Below are 17,837 nucleotides of genomic sequence, written 5' to 3'. Positions count from 1 at the left end.
CCAGCCATTATCGCCCCCGAACGCAGGCCCAGCTGTCCCGGCTTTAAATGAGGATTATTATGGTAGCCGATGATGGCTGAAACATCCTCAAGACCGCCTGCAGCAATCACCTGATGTCCGCCTTGAAAATTCTCTTCAGCCGGCTGAAAAATCAGTCTGACAGTTCCCGAAAGCTCAGCCTCCCGCTGTTTAAGCAATTCTGCCGCTCCCAAAAGACTGGTCTGATGAAAATCATGACCGCAGGCATGCATCGCCTCGTTCTGACTGGCATAGGCAAGTCCCGTTTTTTCCTTAATCGGAAGAGCATCAATATCAGCACGCAGAGCAATGATGGGCTGCCCCTGACCAATCTCAGCTATCAAGCCTGTTGGCAGCTGACTGTCTAAAATTCGAATGCCCAGATCTGAAATTTTCTTTTTTAAGTAAGCTGTTGTTTCAACTTCCCGCTCGGAAATTTCTGGATGCTGATGAATTTCATGGCGAATTGCAGCCAGTTTGTCATAAAAATCTTTAGTCATTTGCTTTCTCCCATTCCTTTTTGTCCGGCAAATAAACACCGCCCAAATATTTTTGACTTAAATCCTTGAGACGGCCAGTGCGCCAGAGCCTCTTCAAAGCACGATTAAACTGTTTTTGTAAATTTTTACTGTCATTTGAAAAGACAATGTAATTGTTGGGGTTGTCGTCTGTCTTAAGTTCAATGGTCTTCAAACGCAGTCCTTTCTGCTTGATAACAGTTTCCACAGAAACCTTGTCAAATATTAAATAATCAAATTCTCCAGCCTCTAAATCCATCATACGCTTAGTTGCATCTTCTCCTGAATAGGCAATTTTTGAAGGTTTCTGAGAATGCTTTTTATTCCAGTCCTCGACTAATTTTGCTGTTGACGTTCCTGTATCATCCTGAGTTGTTTTGCCGCCAATATCCTCCAAAGAATTGATGTCTGAGTACTTAGGAACAGCCAGTACCAAAGGATTCTTAGCAATCGGCAGCGAGTACAAATATTTAGCTCCACGCTCCTTAGTATAGCTTAAATTGTTGGCAGCCATTTGATAGCGACCGCTGTCTAAGCCTGCAAAGATACTTTTCCAGCTTGTCTTTGTAAAAGTAATCTGATAGCCTTTGATAAATTTTTTAGCAGCTTTAATGACTTCAATATCATAGCCAGTCAGCTTGCCCTGATTTTCATAAGCAAAAGGTCTGACATCCCCTGCTGTAGCAACAGTAACTTTTTTAGCATCAGCTGCAGCTGGAATCCCTAGAGCTGCACAAGTACAGATTACTATTAACAGCAGTGCAATTGCTTTTTTCATAAAACCCTCCTAAAAATAACTTTATCTTAACACTTAAACAGCTCTTTGGATAATAGAAATTTTTTATCAGAGAGATAGTTGCTGACTATCACCTTAAGCAAGACATTGCATAGGAATTGCACAAAATTACCTTTAAATGATGAAGACAGAGCCCAAAGTTAGTTGGCAAACAAAAAGACTGAACTCAAATGGCATCTGTACGTAAGCAGGCTGCCCCAAAGTCAGTCTTTTTATGATTTAATTTTATTTGACAACAATGTTGACCAATTTATTTGGTACCGCAATCACTTTTACAATATCTTTTCCTGCAATTTCAGCTTGAATTTTATCGTTGGCAAGAGCAATCTTTTCAAGCTCTTCACGGCTGGAATCCTTAGGAACAACAGCTTTGGCACGAACTTTTCCTTTGATTTGAAGGACAATTTCAACGTCATCTTCAACCAATTTGCTGGCGTCATAAGTTGGCCAAGCTACATAGGAAATGGATTCTCCGCTTTGTGTCAGCCTTTGCCAGAGCTCCTCAGCCAAATGTGGAGCAAACGGCGCTAACAACTGAACAAAACCTTTGGCATAGTCAAGGAAGAGTTCGTTTTCCTTATTAGCAGCATTGACAAAGATCATCAGCTGAGAGATGGCCGTATTAAAGCGCATAGCTTCGATATGCTCAGTCACTGTTTTAACCGCTTCGTTATAAACCTTGTCTAAGCTGCCATTATTTTTAGTGACAATTTCCTTTGAGGTCAGAAGGCGGTAAACGCGGTCAAGGAACTTACGTGAGCCTTCAAGTCCTTCTTCACTCCAAGCAATAGATGCATCAAGCGGTCCCATAAACATCTCATAAACACGCAGGGTATCAGCACCGTACTGCTCAACCACATCATCTGGATTAACAACATTTTTGAGGGATTTAGACATCTTGGCCGGCGCTTGTTCCAGCTCTTCTCCCGTTTCAATATTAAAGAAGGAACCATCACGTTTCTCAACTTTATCCGTTGCGACAAGTGCACCACGGTGGTCACGATAGCTAGTTCCCAAAATCATGCCTTGGTTAAAGAGCTTTTGGAAAGGTTCCTTGGTTGGTACAACACCAATATCATAGAGGAATTTATGCCAGAAACGAGCATAAAGCAAGTGAAGTACGGCATGTTCGGCACCGCCGACATAAATATCAACCGGCAGCCACTGTTTAAGCAAGTCTTCATCAGCCAGTTTTTGGTCATTGTGCGGATCAACATAGCGCAGGAAGTACCAGCTTGAGCCTGCCCACTGCGGCATGGTATTGGTTTCACGGCGGCCTTTGACACCGTCTTCGCGAGTGACTTCCAGCCAGTCTGTCAAATTAGCCAGCGGCGACTCACCTGTACCTGACGGACGAATGTCTTTTGTCACCGGCAAAACAAGGGGCAGTTCATTTTCTGGAACAGCTGTTGAAGTCCCGTCTTCCCAGTGAATAATCGGAATCGGCTCACCCCAGTAGCGCTGGCGGCTAAAGAGCCAGTCACGCAGGCGGTAAGATACTTTCTTATTGCCCACACCCTGATCTTCCAGCCATTCGACTATCTTATCAATAGCAGCAGCCTTGTCAAGACCGTCTAAAAACTCGGAATTAATATGAATTCCGTCCTCTGTAAAGGCCGCTTCGGTAACGTCTCCTCCTTCAAGAACCGGAATAATATCTAAGCCAAACTGTTTAGCGAATTCCCAGTCGCGATCATCGTGAGCCGGAACAGCCATGATGGCACCAGTTCCGTAGCTGGCAAGCACATAGTCAGCAATCCAGATAGGAATTTCTTTGCCATTGACAGGATTGATAGCATAGGCACCTGTCCAAACACCGGTCTTTTCCTTGGCAAGGTCGGTTCTGGCAAGATCCGATTTAAGACTGGCTGCACGCTTGTATTCAGCAACAGCTTCTGCCTGCTCTGGACTTGTAATAACATCCACCAAGTCATGTTCTGGTGCTAAAACAGCATAAGTTGCCCCAAACAGCGTGTCAGGACGGGTCGTAAAGACTGTAAAGTCTTTGTCTGTATCCTTAATCTTAAAGGTCACATTGGCACCGGTTGACTTGCCAATCCAGTTGCGCTGCATATCCTTGATAGACTCAGGCCAGTCAAGGTCTTCCAAGTCTGCCAGCAAACGTTCTGCATAGGCTGTGATTTTGAGCATCCATTGGCGCATAGGTTTGCGGACAACAGGATAACCGCCGCGCTCTGATGTCCCATCAGGCAGGACTTCTTCGTTGGCAATGGCTGTGCCCAGCTCTTCTACCCAGTTGACAGGGACTTCGGCTTCATAGGCCAAACCCTTTTCATAAAGTTTGGTGAAAATCCACTGCGTCCACTTGTAGTAATTAGGATCCGTTGTATTGACTTCACGGTCCCAATCATAAGAAAAACCGAGCGAATTGATTTGCCGCTTAAAGGTTTCAATATTTTTAGCCGTAAATTCAGCAGGGTCATGGCCTGTATCCATAGCATACTGCTCAGCAGGCAGGCCAAAAGCATCCCAACCCATTGGATGCAGGACATTATAGCCCTGAGCTCTTTTGAAGCGGCTGAGAATATCAGTCGCCGTATAGCCTTCCGGGTGACCTACATGGAGCCCTGCTCCTGATGGATAAGGAAACATATCCAGTGCATAAAAGTTAGGTTTTGAGGCATCCGTTCCAGTCTTAAATGTATGATTTTCAGCCCAAAAAGTCTGCCATTTTTTTTCAATTGCTTTGTGATTATAGTAAACCATAGTATTCTCCAAAAAATAATATCGGTATTATTATAGCATGAAATAGATAAAGAAAAAAGGCGGAAAGAGTCCCTTCTCCGCCTTTTCGGCTGATAGTCCTAAGTAAGGCAGCTCTGCCTCAGTAAGCAGCTGCAGTCGTTCAATAACATCTGCAATGGGTAAATTCACTTTGGATATTAGAACTGATTCTTCACTATTCTGCTTTTTATAACTGCTGTGTCAGCCAGTTTTGTGCCCCAATCAGCTCAATCAAATCAAGCTGGGCCTCTGTCCAAAGCATATCTTCCTCTTCATCTTTGTAGTAAGCTTTCAAAAGATCATAAGTGGCATAGTCTGTTTTAAAATCTTCAAAAAGACCGTTCGCTTTTAAGGCAGCCAGCCCTTCTCTTGAAACGTCGAGATCGTGCTTCAAATAATCAATTGGGTTTTGAAAAAGCGGTTCTGCTTCCCCTGCTTCCATCTTCAGTTCTCCGCCCAAATCCAAAATACGATTAATGAATTGATTCATAAAATCACGTTCTTCTTCTGCGTGGCCATCATATTTTGTTTCTAACTTACTAAAGCCGAGTGCCCCAAAAATTCTAGCTTGCATCTGATGATGGGTTGCCTGCGTATTCATTGCTGTTACAAGATTTTGTAAATATGCAATTGTTTCTTTCGACATAAGGAACTCCTTTCAAATTAACCATATACACCTTACTTTTTAAATTCTATCACTTTATTTTTTGAAATCAACTTTTGTTTTTTCTGCCTTGTTTAATCTGCTAAATAGGTCTTCAGAGCAAGCATCCGTTGTTCAGCGTCAGCCAGGCCTAGCTGGTATATCTCTTCAAATTTTTCAGGATTTTTCTCCAGACGGCCAATCTCAACCGCACGGCTGGGACGAAGAGCAAAGAGTTCCCTGTCTTTTTCTAGGTTAATGATATGCTCAACTGTCGCATTGTAGTGCTCAGGACGCCTCGAAGCTACCTTAACAAAATTTGGGTATTTGCGATAGAGCAGCTTATATATTCGGCCACTGGACGTTTTTTTGCGATAATTAATAGGCCGTGTTAAGACCACAATCAGCTTATCAAAGCCCAAACTTCTGGCAAAATCAACCGGAATAGAGTCAGACAGCCCGCCGTCCAGATACTTTTTGCCCTCCCATTCGACGATTTTAGAAGCCACAGGAAGAGCCGAGCTGGCCCGAAGAGCTTCCATTTGTTTAAAGACATTTGTAATTTGGATATAGTCGGGTTTGCCAGTTTCTATATTTGTCGCTACTGCATAAAAAGGAATGTTCACTTTCTCAAAAGCCTCTTCATCAAAAACATCTAACTCCATGGGAATTTTATAATAAGTGAAGTCCTTATTAACCACATTGCCGGTTGTCAGCCAGCTGCGCAACCCCATATAATTAGGGTAAGAGATATATTTTTTATTGTAACGCAGGGCACGGCCGCGCTGGCCTGACACATAATTAACCCCAAAAAGAGCACCTGCAGATACTGCAACAATGCCATCAACCTTAATCTTTGCATCTAAAAAGGCATCCAGCACACCAGCCGTGTACAGACCGCGCATACCGCCGCCTTCTAAAACCAAACCGACAGACATTTTATCCCTTCTTTCACCAATCAATTGTCCTTATTATAGCAAAAGCTCGCCGAAAATGCGGGAAACCAGAACCGATTTTTGCACACAAGAGCTCTCATAACTAAATAAAAAAACACCCCAGCCGTTAGATTTTTGTCTAACCTCTGGGGTTGCAAGCTACAAGCGTTTCAGCCTCATTGTGTTTATAGTTCTGCAATTTGATACAATTCCAGCTCTGCCTGTGTTTCAGCGCCAAACATGTTAATCATGATTTTGACCTTATTGTTTTCAATTTCGACAACACGGCCTTCCTGTCCCATAAAGGCACCGTCAATAATTTGAACCACATCGCCTTCTTTGATGTTGGTATCAATAACATCAACAGTTTGTCCCATTGACAGAAGAATCGAACGAATTTCCTCTTCAAGCAGCGGTGTTGGTTTAGAACGGTTCCCGTGCGAACCGACAAAGCCGGTAACATTTGGGGTGTTACGTACAACAAACCAAGCTTCGTCTGTCATGACCATTTCAACCAAAACATAGCCTGGAAAACGATTTTCTTCAATTTCTTTGGTTTTCCCATTCTTTTCAACATTGACAGTCTGTGTGGGAATTTCCACGCGCAGGATATTATCCATCATATTGTAAGTCTGTGCCCGCTGCAGAAGGTTTTCTTTTACTTTGTTTTCATAGCCTGAATAAGTCTGTAAAACAAACCAGCCCTTATCAAATGAATCTAACATCTTATTTCCTCCATTATAAAAAAGCCTATGCGGCTTTTGGAACTTTTGCTATATTATACCATAAAAGTGTCAAAAACGATAGACTTTTTTGCATTTCCGACAGCAAAAGCGGGACACAAACAAGCAATCCCGCTTTCCACCAATTGAACAGTTAAAGCTTTCAGTAGTCGAAAAACTCACTGTATCTTCTGCTCAAAATAGCTACCTTTCCTCTGGTTAAAAACGACTCAACAAATCTGTTAAACCAAGGTTCAGCAGCTTATCAAATAAAAAGATAACCAGGGTAAAAAATGCTGAATACTCAATAATTGAAATAAAATCATGCCAAGCCTGCTTGCGCGTTGGCCAAGTAGTATTTTTCAGAACCGAAAAAACGCCTCCGATAAATTTCATCGTTCTTTCTCCTAACGTGTTTCTTTGTGCAGTGTGTATTTCTTACAATGTTTACAAAACTTATTCACTTCCAGCCGATTAGGTTTAGGATTGCTGCTCACTCCGATAGAATAGTTGCGCGACCCGCATTCCACACAAGCTAGACTTGCTTTTTTCTGTGCCATAATGCCTCCATAGCTTTTCTATTTTAACATGGTTCAATTATTCTTGCAAGTTACTCAAAATAATTGACGACCTTGTCCCAAAGGCTCTTGGCCTTATCTACCAAATTGGCATCATCCACTTGCTTCTTAATGGAATCTGTAGCATTTTTAGCCTTTTCTCGAATGCTGTCAATAATGTCTTGAGAGTCTGCATTGGTTGCATCTGAAGCATCTTCTGGGTCATAGGTTGATTTAATGCCGTCTTGGAAATAAGCATTATCAACTTTAAATTCCGTACCTTTCGTATAAGGCAGGATATAGCTGGCCTGGGTGCTGAAAATATTTGAAGCCGTCCCCGAACTGGAATCACTCAGGTAGTGCTTTTCATCCGTCTTATTAAAGCCTAACCACTGGCTGATGACAACATCCGGTGTATAGCCGATAACCCACTGGTCACTGGCAAGGTTGGCATCAAAATTGGTTTCTGTTGTCCCCGTTTTACCTGCTAAGGTATAACCGTAGACATTAGCATTAACTCCAGTACCGTTAGAAAAGGTGCCCAGCATCATACTGGTCATTTTATCCGCCACAGACTTACTGAGGACACGTTTATCATTCGGTGTAAATTTCTTCAAAATTTCACCGCTAGCAGTCTCAATCCGGGTAATAAGATGGGCTGTCGGCATAACGCCGCCATTAGCAAAGGCCGCATAAGCCTGAGCCATTTCAAGTGGATTAGTCGTAACGCTGCCTCCCAAGGCAACACCCAATTCCCTCTTGGCATCGTCCATATTTAAACCAAACTTCTTGCCATAGGCGAAGGCCTTATTAATCCCTAACTCATCGAGCGTGTAAACAGCAGGAATATTGTAAGAATTAGCCAAAGCCTGATACATAGGCACATCTTCCGTTTCAATATTGCCATAGTTATTCGGTTTATAACCATCAAAATCTCTGGATCTATTGGGCAAAAGTTTATCCACAGACCAGCCCGCTGCAACCGCTGGAGAATAAACTGTCAAAGGCTTAATAGTTGAACCTGGGCTTCTGTTAGACTGGGTAGCATAATTGTAACTTCTGAAGGTTACATCTTTGGTACTGTTAACTCGACCAACTAAGCCTCTGACACCGCCGGTTTTGGGATCAAGAGCCACACTGGCAGCCTGAGCGCTGGTATTATCATAAGGCGAAACAGGGAAGAGACTTTCTTCATCAAAGGTCTGCTGCATACCAGTCTGGTAGTTCTGGTCTAACTCTGTATAAATTTTATAGCCATTATTGACAATATCTTTTTCACTGATTCCATAGACAGAGCTGGCTTCACTTATGACAGCATCAAAATAAGACGGATACTGATAGTCATCTGTTTTAGCCACATAGGTATCATTCAGGCGGTTGCCCATACCGACACTTTGCGCTTCATTCGCCTGATTTTGGGAAATCTTTCCGGCAGCCACCATATTCTGCAAGACAGTATCGCGCCGGTTGGTTGCATTTTCAATCGAATAAAGGGGATTATAGATTCCAGGTCCTTTAAGCATACCTGCCAGAGTAGCAGCCTCATCGAGGGTCAGCTGAGCAGCTGTTGTCCCAAAATACTTTTGGCTGGCATCTTCAATACCCCAGACACCATTGCCAAAATAGGCATTATTAAGGTACATGGTCAGAATCTCTTTTTTACTGTACTTTTTCGTCAGTTCCAGAGCCAGAAAAAACTCCCGCGCCTTTCTTTTAACGGTCTGCTCCTGTGTCAAAAAGGCATTCTTAGCCAACTGCTGGGTAATGGTTGAACCGCCGCCATAATAGCCTAAAGTAACGACAGCCAGCAGCATCCGCTTGTAATTAATACCGCTGTTTTCGTAAAAGCTTCTATCTTCTGTCGCAATAACCGCATTTTCCAAATCGTCCGAAATTGCATCCAGCTCGACATAAGTCCCCTTTTGGCCGTAAAGAGTGCCAGCCTGCTTTTCATTCTTGTCATAAATGACTGTCGTTGCTTTCAAAGCCTGCTGCAAATTAGAAACATTGGTCGTTTTGGCAAGATAAAAAAGATAAGAGCCCGTCAAAAGCACTAAGGTTCCAAAGGCAATCAGCAGAATTTTTCCGACATGATAACGGCGCCAGTATCTGCGTACCAAGCCATTTTTTGCCAGACCAATCTTGCTTAGAAAAGCACTAAACTTATTATCATCCGCCTTTTGGCCGTAACTGCGATGGTAACGGCTGTCATTTGACTCTTCCTGCTCTTCCTTTATTCGAGCAGCAGCTTCCGCTTTGCGGCGTTCTTGTTCAGCCTCATATTGTTTGGGAAAAAATTTCTTTTTTAACAAATCTAATATACTCATGTCCCTATTATATCAATTTTGGTGAAAATGATATAATAAAATTATGACTTTTACCGTAAAAATTACCAATCCCTATCCTAAAGGGACTGTTAAGGAGCTTTTAGAAGAGCATTTGCTGATTCCAAGGAAAATCAGACACTTTCTAAGAACCAAGAAACATGTTTTTATTAATGGCCAAAATATCAATTGGCAGAGTCTTGTTAATAAGGGAGACCTGATTGAGTTAATCTTTGATGACGATGATTATCCAGTCAAGACTATTCCCACGGGAAACAAGGACTTGGTAGACTGCCTTTATGAAGACGAGCACCTGATTATCGTCAATAAACCCGAAGGAATGAAAGTACATGGCAATGAACCCAAGGAAATCGCCCTTTTAAACCATGTGTCCAGCTATGCAGGACAGACCTGCTATGTTGTACATCGGCTTGATAAGGAAACCAGCGGAGCTGTCCTGTTTGCTAAGAATCCCTTTATCCTGCCTATCATCAATCGGTTGCTGGAAAACAAACACATTCAGCGTGAGTATTGGGCCTTGGCAGAAGGACAGCTTCCCCAAAAAACAGCTGTTTTTAGGGAAAAAATCGGACGCGACCGCCATGACCGACGTAAACGGCTGGTGGATCAAAAGCACGGTCAAACAGCCATCACCCATGTTTCACTCTTAAAGCATTTCTCCAATAATACCAGCCTCATCAAGTGCCAGCTCCAGACCGGCCGCACCCATCAAATTCGTGTTCACCTGGCTTACCACGGCTATCCTCTGATAGGAGACCCTCTTTACAGTAGGAAAACTGCCAGCAGGCTCATGCTGCATGCCCATCAATTAAGGTTTACACATCCCTTAACACTTGAAGAAATTAAAATTGAAGCCAATTCAGCTACTTTTGAAAAAGGGCTGCCTAGATAAAATTTTTCGAACGCAGACAAACCCTTGCTTCTTATCCCTTTAATCTAAGTAAGTCATAAGCATGCATGACTATTTCCTAATCACTCAAAAAACTTTCACAGCTAGCAAAACGAGAGTAGGACAAAAATTAAATGTCCTACTCTCGTTTTAGTTATCAGTTTTTCGTCCCATTTAAAAATGCAGTGTAGAAAGATGCTTTTTCTTATTTTTTACTCAAACTAATGCCGGTTTTAGGAGAACCGCTGGTGTCACCTGTTTCCCAGTAAACAGTTGTAATGCTGCTGCCATTGATTTTTACACCATAGGTATATTGATCATTAGCACCGATATCATCTAAAACCGTAAAGGCTGCCTTATCACCGGATTGATAGTAATAGCGGTACGTGCCATCTGAGGTCTTTTCAGTTTTTTCAACCTTGGCAGTTCTCGTCGTATCTTCTTTCTTATCGTCCTTATAGTCAGTCTTTTTCGTCACGGTTCCATCTTCTGAGAAGGTCATGGTCACTGTCTTATCGTCTTCCTTGGTCTCCCAAGTTCCTATCAGATCTTCCGGCAGCGGTGTTGGACTTTTTACTTGATTATCTTCGCTGACAACTGTCGGTCCGCTGACTGACTTGGTCATAATATAATCTGCAGCGGTCTTTTTCACTCTAACCTGACCAGTAAGATTTTGAATGAGGTGTCCTGATGTTTTCTTTTCCGGATCTGTCGCCTCATCATAGTAATAATCATAAGCAACTTCATAAGATAAATCATAGGTTTTTACGCCTGTTTGACGCAAATCATTTAAATTGACAGAGATAACCGCAAAACTGGAAGGTTTCCGGTTTTCAGTTACCATTTTTTGTTTGAGACTGCCCTTCAAGGCATTGTAAAAATGATTGTCTGTTCCCTTTTCAAAAAGAGGCGCTAAATCCGTAGGATCCTGTCCGCTGGTAGCATAGACAGAGAACTTCTCAAAAGCAGAGTTAAGTAGTTTTTGAGCAGTCTCTTCATCCAGCTGATTTGGAACATCCAGCTGAAGGGTACTGCCATCTGCGATATCCAAAAGCGAGTGCTTCTTAGATTTTATTTCCCCGTCCGAAAAGGACTTTTTGACATAGACAGATTTTGTTCCCATGACAGGATAATCACTAACAGCATACTCACCATTTGAAAGAGAAGAAATCTTTTTCCTGCCGAAATAAAGGTCACCATTTTTGAGATTGCTTTTGACTGTAAAGTTCTTAAAGGCCAAAGTCATGTCAACCGTCTTATGCTTACCATCATAATCTTTGCTGAACTCGACCTCCTTTCCATTATGCAAACCATTAAGAGTAAACCGATAATCACCTACCGGCAAATGCTTAAGAGTCAGCTGATACTGATCAGAATCGCTGGTAGCAACCTTCTTATCATTCAAAAGGACATCTAGATTTGAGACATTTGTTTTTAGCTTTAATTTGAGCGGCTTCATTGCTAAGCGATAGTCTGGAAAAAAGAAGAACCGCTGCTTTATACGTTTAAGGTAAAGTGTGTCAGATGCACCAGCCATCAAAAGTTTTCGTCGCAAACTGCGCTGGTCAGCTTTTGTTTTCAGGCGAGCAAACTTGGTATACTGAGCTTCATCATTGGTAATCAGCTCATTGGTATCATCCCAGACCATATATTCCTTGATGTTTTCAAAGGTATTGCCCGAAGCGCTTCGAGCCTTAATATAGCGGTCCAGCGTAGCTGTTTTGGAATAATGAAAACTTCCCCACAAGCCAAAGATGACTAAAAGAACCCCAATAATCACGAGAGTTGTACGTATGGGCTTTCTTTGAAGCAGTTTTTTGCCTTCCTTTTTCATTCTTTCAAAAAGCGGCCCCAGCAGCTCTTTTACCTTTTGAATGACTAGCTGCCACTTTTTCTTAAAATTCTCCATCTTTTACTCCTCATTATTAAAAGCACTGACTGCGCTTCGACCGACTGTTATCAGCCCTTAACTCTTATTTGTTCTTCTATGATAAAAGAACATCAGGCAGATTAGCGTCAGCCTCTAAGCGGATGCCATCCAGGAATTAGACTTTTAGGCTGTTCTCGCATTATACTTTTTTTCTTTTTTTAAATTATAACAAAATGATAACAAAACAATCAAAATCAACTGTTTTTGGATGAACATAATGAGATTTTCTGCCTTTAATGGCTGACTAAGTTGCAGACAAGCAACATAGATGCTGTCTGCAACTCTCGTTCTTACAATAGCAAGGCTGCAGAATCTCCTTGATTCTGCAGCCAAGTTTTCTTATTTGATTCTAAATTACATCATGCCGCCCATCATGCCTGGATCCATAGCCGGAGCTGCAGGTGCTTCTGGTGCTGGATGATCAGCAACAACTGCTTCTGTTGTCAGAATAAGACTTGCTACAGAAGCCGCATTTTGCAGAGCTGAACGTGTCACCTTCACAGGGTCAATGATACCTTCTTTAATCATATCAACCCACTCACCATTGGCAGCATTGAAGCCTGTACCTACAGGGCTGTTCTTCAATTTGTCAATAACAACTGACCCTTCATAGCCGGCATTTTTAGCAATTTGGCGAACAGGTTCTTCCAAAGCACGCAGAACAATGTTGCGGCCTGTTGCAGCATCATCTTCCAAGTCAAGGGCAGCAACCTTTTCAATCACATTGATAAGGGCTGTACCGCCTCCTGAAACAATGCCTTCTTCAACAGCAGCGCGTGTTGCATTAAGCGCATCTTCAATACGAAGTTTCATTTCTTTTAATTCTGTTTCAGTAGCTGCTCCGACTTTAATGACAGCAACACCACCAGATAATTTAGCTAAACGTTCTTGCAGCTTTTCACGGTCAAAGTCTGAAGTTGTTGTTTCAATTTGCGATTTGATAAGCGCAACACGGTTTTCAATAGCTTCCTTGCTGCCTGAACCTTCAACAATGACAGTTGTGTCCTTATCAATTGTGACACGGGCTGCTTGACCAAGAGCATCCATTGTTGCATTTTTAAGTTCGAGGCCAAGGTCTTCTGTAATAACAGTTCCGCCAGTTAGGATAGCAATATCTTCTAACATAGCTTTACGACGATCACCAAAGCCAGGAGCCTTAACAGCCACAACATTGAAAGTACCGCGAATCTTATTCAAAACGAGGGTTGGAAGTGCTTCACCATCCACGTCATCAGCAATAATCAAGAGCGGACGGTTAGTTTTAAGAACTTCTTCCAGTAAAGGAAGAATATCTTGAATGTTTGAAATCTTCTTATCGGTAATTAAAATATAAGGATTTTCAAGATCGGCAACCATTTTTTCATTGTCAGTGACCATGTATTGAGACAGGTAGCCGCGGTCAAACTGCATTCCTTCAACCACTTCAAGCTCAGTTTCCATACCGCGTGATTCTTCAATCGTGATAACACCGTCATTGCCAACTTTTTCCATGGCTTCAGAGATGTATTCTCCAACTTTTTCAGAACGGGAAGAGACAGCTGCAACCTGAGCAATAGCGTCCTTGCCGGAAACAGGCTGAGCGATAGCTTGTAAGCCTTCAACTGCTGTTGCAACCGCAGTTTCAATTCCGCGGCGGATACCGATTGGATTGGCACCGGCAGTGACGTTTTTAAGACCCTCGCGAACAATCGCCTGTGTCAAAACAGTTGCCGTTGTCGTACCGTCACCCGCAATATCATTGGTTTTTGAAGCAACTTCTGAAACCAGCTTAGCTCCCATATTTTCAAAATGGTCTTCTAATTCGATTTCTTTAGCAATGGTTACCCCATCGTTGGTAATCAAAGGAGAGCCAAATGACTTTTCAAGAACTACATTGCGTCCTTTAGGGCCTAAGGTCACCTTAACGGTATCTGCCAAAGTATCTACACCGCGTACCATTGCGGAACGGGCATCTGCTGAAAATTTAATATCTTTTGCCATAATCTAATCCTCTTTATCTAAATAATATATAATCTAATAATCTGTCAGTCTCATTAAGCGCTTTTTAGGGCTAAAACCTTGAAACTGCAGCCTCACATTTTCAGATATCTGTTACAGACCTTCTAATTAGTCCTGAACGACCGCCAAAATGTCTGCTTCACGAACAATGAGATAGTCCTTGTCACCATCTTTAACAGGTGTTCCTACATGACTTTCAAGCAGGACAGTATCTCCCTCAGCTATGCTTGGAGCAACTAAGTCACCGCTCAATGTACGAATACCTTCGCCAACAGCTGCTACTGTCGCTTTTTGAGTCTTATCTTGGCTGGCACCAGCAAGGACAAAACCACCAACTGTTTTTTCTTCTTCTTCAATTAATTGTACGACCACTCGGTCTCCTAAGGGTTTTAACATAATACACCTCCATAGATTTTTAGCACTCTAACCTATCGAGTGCTAATTACATTTATTATTTTATCACTTGGTCAAAAATAGTCAAGAAAAAACTCTACCTCTCGGTAAAGTTTTTTTAATTTATTTAGACTCAGAAAGTTTCAGCTTTTCTTCAAAATCATCAATAACCTTCTGAACATTGATCCGACCTTTGTAAATACCATAACCAAAAATCAACATGGCCAAGATACCCAGAACTGTCAAAACAATGCCAATAATGAGCCCGATCAGATTAGCTGAGAAGGAATAAATCAAGACAACTCCGATACTGGCAATGACAAACATCAAGGTAAACCAGCGTCCCAGATTTTCAATCATGTGCTTTTGATAAGCTATTTCTTCTTCATAGCCTTTGATAAATTCTTCTTTTGTCAGCATAATCTCTCCTTTTTAATTTAGTATTTCAATCCTGGATCGAAGAATCCTGTCAAGACACCAACAAGAGCAATGACTACCAATAGCAGCATAACTTTGATTGGTGACATATTCTTCTTAGCCATCAGCCACCAACAAAATACAGTGAACAAGGCTGTCAGCAATCCTGGATAAACGCCATCCAATTGATCTTGGAGCACCAAGAAGGCCTTGCCGGAAGAATTTTTCAGTTCAAAGGCAGTCTTAATAGGTACCCAAGTTGCCGCTACCGCACCGACGACCATACCACCGACAATAGCTACGGCTTTACGAATAGCTTGTCCTTGAGGGCCAACCAGCACTTCAACCGCCTTATCTCCTAACTCATAACCTTTGAAGTAGGCAAAACGCATACCAAAGTAAGCCAGAAGGTTCCAGACAATGATATAAAAGATTGCGCCGACTGGTGAACCACCCGTTGACAAACCAAGAGCAATCCCTAGGATAATTGGAATCAAAGTACCGACAACCAGAGAGTCTCCGATACCGGCAACTGGTCCCATCAGACCAGCACGCAGACCATTGATGGTTTCATCATCAACACCGTCAGCACCGTTGGCACGCGCTTCTTCAAGACCCGCTGTAACACCGACAATAAGTGCCCCTAATTGCGGTTCAGTATTAAAGAAGGCTGTATAAGTTTGCATTGAACGAGCTTTGTCGTCTTCATTGTCATAAAGTTCTTCAACGATTGGCAGCATAGAAGTCAGGTAACCAAAAGTTTGCATATGCTCTTGTGAGAAGCAGGTCAGGTTACCATAGTACCAATGATGGAAGGACTTGCTTAGGGTTTTCTTTGTAATTTTCTTTTGAGCCATCTTAGATATCCTCCTCATCGTCATCAAAATCTACGCCATCTGCACCGACTACTGCCGTAGCTTTAGCATTTTTAGCCATTTCCAATTCATAGAACAATACAGCAAAGATCAGGGAAATTACGGCACATGATACCAGATTCAATCCCAGTGAAGCTGCTAAGGTAAATCCAACAAAGAATGGGACAAAGTCAACAGCTTTTTCAACAATTTGTTTCAAAAGGATGGCAATCCCTACACATGGCAGAAGAGAACCAACGGTAAAGAGGGTTTTCATTGGGATACCGTCCATTGGCAGAGCTTCCTTCAGAGCCGTAACAGCATCTGCTCCCAGTTTACACATAATCAAAGTTGGGATAAATGAGAAGACGATATGAGAAACCCAAGGGAATCCCCAGTCTACTGCATACAGTTTTTTATAATCTCTCTTTTCAACAGCTCTCCATCCGATATGTTGCCAAACCAGGTTCATAGTAGCTGTTCCGTAGAAAAGTACAGTACCAATGGTTCCTACCAGAGTCCCCATTGATTTTGCAAGGTTAGCTGCATCAGCTGAATTAGCGGACAGCCCTTGTGAATGAATGGCAACCATTGCCAAAGGAATACCGATGTAAGACACTGCACGAACATCGGCTGATACCGTACCACCAGGTGTTACCAAAGCAATGTAAACCAGCTGCATAGCAACCCCACAAACGATACCTGTCTTAACATCTCCAAGAACCAAGCCGCAGACCAGACCACCGACTAAGGGGCGGCCTAGAGTGTAGTTACCAATGGTAGTACCACCCAGACCGGGCATTGAAGACAAACAGGCAAACAAGCCAAGAATGGCTGCTTGTAACCAAGAAATTGTCATAATAATTCTCCTTTATTTAAAGATACAAAGGGCGTTAAGAAAGCGAGAAGAAAATAGGAGCCTAACGCCATGCGCTTTGCGCATAAGGCAGGCTATCTTTTTCTCGACGCTTTTAGCCCGTGTTCAATTAACAAGATACAAAGAGCGTCAGCGAGCAAAGGCAAAATAGCAGGTTCGACGAAGAGTCAAAAGACTCTAGGAGAAGCTGTCTTTTTGACACAGCTCGCAGCTCGTGTTCGATTATTAAGATACAAAGGGCGTAAAGAAATCCGTATAAAAATAGGAAACTGACGCTGTGTCGTTAAGACACAAGGAAGTTTATCTTTTTTACTATGATTTTAGCCCGTGTTCAATTATTAAGATACAAAGGCGTAAGCGACACACAGCAAAATAGGAGGTTCGACGAAGAGTCAAAAGACTCTAGGAGAAGCTGTCTTTTTGCAGAGTGTCGTAGCCGTGTTCAGTTATTAAGATACGGCAGAGGATTGTTATCTAAATGCTTTGCACTTGATAACAAACGAGGCGGACAAAAACTTATCCAATATTCCTGTTTTGGAATAATCTCTTGACGCAGTGGTTGGCTGGCTTTCCTTTTGCCACAAGGCCAAAGCGGAAAACCTAGCCAACTGTGCGGAGGTGGGACGACAAAATCGAAATCGCAATTTCATGACGATTTACCGATTTTTGTCCCACTCTCAAACTTTCTACCTTAATAACCAAATTTAGATTTGAAATCTGACCAGTAACCGATTGAGACATCCGGCAAGAGTTGGAATTTTACTTTATATCCAGCTTTTTCAATAGCTTCAATTGCGTCCGCTTCTTCCTGAGTAATTGACTGGTTGTTGCCCAGTTTAACAGCACCTGGACGGTCGTTTGCAGGACCGACGATAATTTCCTTCACATCTCCTGGAACAAATCCTTGATCCACCAAAATTTCCTTCATATCAATAGGATTTTTAGCGATAAGGAAGTAGCGGCTGTCAGAATCTGTTACTTTTTGCGATTTTTGAGCAAAGGCTTCCTTAGTCCAAACAAAAGTCTTCTTATCCGAAGCTCCTTTATAGGCTTGGATTAACACCTTATTTTTAGCTGCAGCATCATTAACGGCAATCAAGCCATCACATGGATACTCCTTAGCCCAGCGTGTTACAGTTTGCCCGTGAATCATACGGTCATCAATTCTTACAAATGATACAGCCATTTTTTCCTCCTTTA

Annotated in this window: 16 protein-coding genes and 1 pseudogene; 1 reads left to right on the top strand and 16 read right to left on the bottom strand. The window is 42.3% G+C overall.

What is annotated here, in order from left to right; all coding sequences use genetic code 11:
• The 9 genes and pseudogenes from SCSH_RS07445 to pbp2a all read right to left on the bottom strand — a co-directional run.
• On the bottom strand, positions 1–518 hold a 518-nt coding region (locus SCSH_RS07445; protein ID WP_152972538.1), incomplete at its 3' end, for an amidohydrolase.
• Positions 511–1,314 carry a transporter substrate-binding domain-containing protein gene (locus SCSH_RS07440; protein WP_057491256.1) on the bottom strand — a complete coding sequence of 268 codons (804 nt, stop codon included), beginning with the start codon at positions 1,312–1,314 and terminating at the stop codon, positions 511–513. The genes SCSH_RS07440 and SCSH_RS07445, both read right to left, overlap by 8 nt.
• A gap of 243 nt (positions 1,315–1,557) precedes the next feature.
• Positions 1,558–4,059, bottom strand: a complete 2,502-nt coding sequence (gene leuS, locus SCSH_RS07435; protein WP_057491255.1) for a leucine--tRNA ligase — start codon at positions 4,057–4,059, stop codon at positions 1,558–1,560.
• 205 nt (positions 4,060–4,264) lie between these two features.
• Positions 4,265–4,723, bottom strand: a complete 459-nt coding sequence (locus SCSH_RS07430) for a ferritin-like domain-containing protein (protein ID WP_057491254.1) — start codon at positions 4,721–4,723, stop codon at positions 4,265–4,267.
• A 92-nt stretch (positions 4,724–4,815) separates the two neighbouring features.
• Positions 4,816–5,658, bottom strand: a complete 843-nt coding sequence (locus SCSH_RS07425) for a patatin-like phospholipase family protein (RefSeq protein ID WP_057491253.1) — start codon at positions 5,656–5,658, stop codon at positions 4,816–4,818.
• Between the two features lie 182 nt (positions 5,659–5,840).
• Positions 5,841–6,380 (bottom strand): transcription termination/antitermination protein NusG, encoded by a 540-nt coding sequence (gene nusG / locus SCSH_RS07420; protein WP_057491252.1) that lies wholly within the window; start codon positions 6,378–6,380, stop codon positions 5,841–5,843.
• A gap of 216 nt (positions 6,381–6,596) precedes the next feature.
• Positions 6,597–6,773 (bottom strand): preprotein translocase subunit SecE, encoded by a 177-nt coding sequence (gene secE / locus SCSH_RS07415; RefSeq protein WP_057491251.1) that lies wholly within the window; start codon positions 6,771–6,773, stop codon positions 6,597–6,599.
• Positions 6,774–6,784: 11 nt separating this feature from the next.
• Positions 6,785–6,937 carry a 50S ribosomal protein L33 gene (gene rpmG / locus SCSH_RS10930; RefSeq protein ID WP_003086794.1) on the bottom strand — a complete coding sequence of 51 codons (153 nt, stop codon included), beginning with the start codon at positions 6,935–6,937 and terminating at the stop codon, positions 6,785–6,787.
• A gap of 50 nt (positions 6,938–6,987) precedes the next feature.
• A pseudogene (pbp2a, locus tag SCSH_RS07410) lies at positions 6,988–9,144 on the bottom strand (penicillin-binding protein PBP2A); the annotation flags it as partial.
• A gap of 160 nt (positions 9,145–9,304) precedes the next feature.
• Between pbp2a and SCSH_RS07405 the strand changes: the two are divergent.
• On the top strand, positions 9,305–10,171 hold the full coding sequence (locus tag SCSH_RS07405) for an RluA family pseudouridine synthase (protein WP_057491249.1): 867 nt from the start codon (positions 9,305–9,307) through the stop codon (positions 10,169–10,171).
• Positions 10,172–10,373: 202 nt separating this feature from the next.
• On the opposite strand, the gene SCSH_RS07400 is transcribed toward SCSH_RS07405, so the two are convergent.
• The 7 genes from SCSH_RS07400 to SCSH_RS07365 all read right to left on the bottom strand — a co-directional run bounded on the left by SCSH_RS07400 (position 10,374) and on the right by SCSH_RS07365 (position 17,823).
• On the bottom strand, positions 10,374–12,077 hold the full coding sequence (locus tag SCSH_RS07400; RefSeq protein WP_057491248.1) for a zinc ribbon domain-containing protein: 1,704 nt from the start codon (positions 12,075–12,077) through the stop codon (positions 10,374–10,376).
• 375 nt (positions 12,078–12,452) lie between these two features.
• On the bottom strand, positions 12,453–14,078 hold the full coding sequence (gene groL / locus SCSH_RS07395; protein WP_057491247.1) for a chaperonin GroEL: 1,626 nt from the start codon (positions 14,076–14,078) through the stop codon (positions 12,453–12,455).
• Positions 14,079–14,204: 126 nt separating this feature from the next.
• Positions 14,205–14,492, bottom strand: a complete 288-nt coding sequence (gene groES / locus SCSH_RS07390) for a co-chaperone GroES (RefSeq protein ID WP_057491246.1) — start codon at positions 14,490–14,492, stop codon at positions 14,205–14,207.
• Positions 14,493–14,612: 120 nt separating this feature from the next.
• Positions 14,613–14,909 carry a hypothetical protein gene (locus tag SCSH_RS07385; RefSeq protein WP_057491245.1) on the bottom strand — a complete coding sequence of 99 codons (297 nt, stop codon included), beginning with the start codon at positions 14,907–14,909 and terminating at the stop codon, positions 14,613–14,615.
• Positions 14,910–14,926: 17 nt separating this feature from the next.
• Complete coding sequence (locus tag SCSH_RS07380; RefSeq protein WP_057491244.1) at positions 14,927–15,763, bottom strand: PTS system mannose/fructose/sorbose family transporter subunit IID; 837 nt, start codon at positions 15,761–15,763, stop codon at positions 14,927–14,929.
• 1 nt (position 15,764) lies between these two features.
• Complete coding sequence (locus tag SCSH_RS07375; RefSeq protein ID WP_057491243.1) at positions 15,765–16,619, bottom strand: PTS mannose/fructose/sorbose/N-acetylgalactosamine transporter subunit IIC; 855 nt, start codon at positions 16,617–16,619, stop codon at positions 15,765–15,767.
• 709 nt (positions 16,620–17,328) lie between these two features.
• Positions 17,329–17,823 carry a PTS sugar transporter subunit IIB gene (locus tag SCSH_RS07365; protein WP_057491241.1) on the bottom strand — a complete coding sequence of 165 codons (495 nt, stop codon included), beginning with the start codon at positions 17,821–17,823 and terminating at the stop codon, positions 17,329–17,331.
• Positions 17,824–17,837 lie beyond the last annotated feature (14 nt).

The organism is Streptococcus orisasini (genome assembly GCF_001431045.1).
GTDB classification, from domain to species: Bacteria; Bacillota; Bacilli; order Lactobacillales; family Streptococcaceae; genus Streptococcus; species Streptococcus orisasini.
This window is presented reverse-complemented; position numbering and strand designations above follow the sequence as displayed.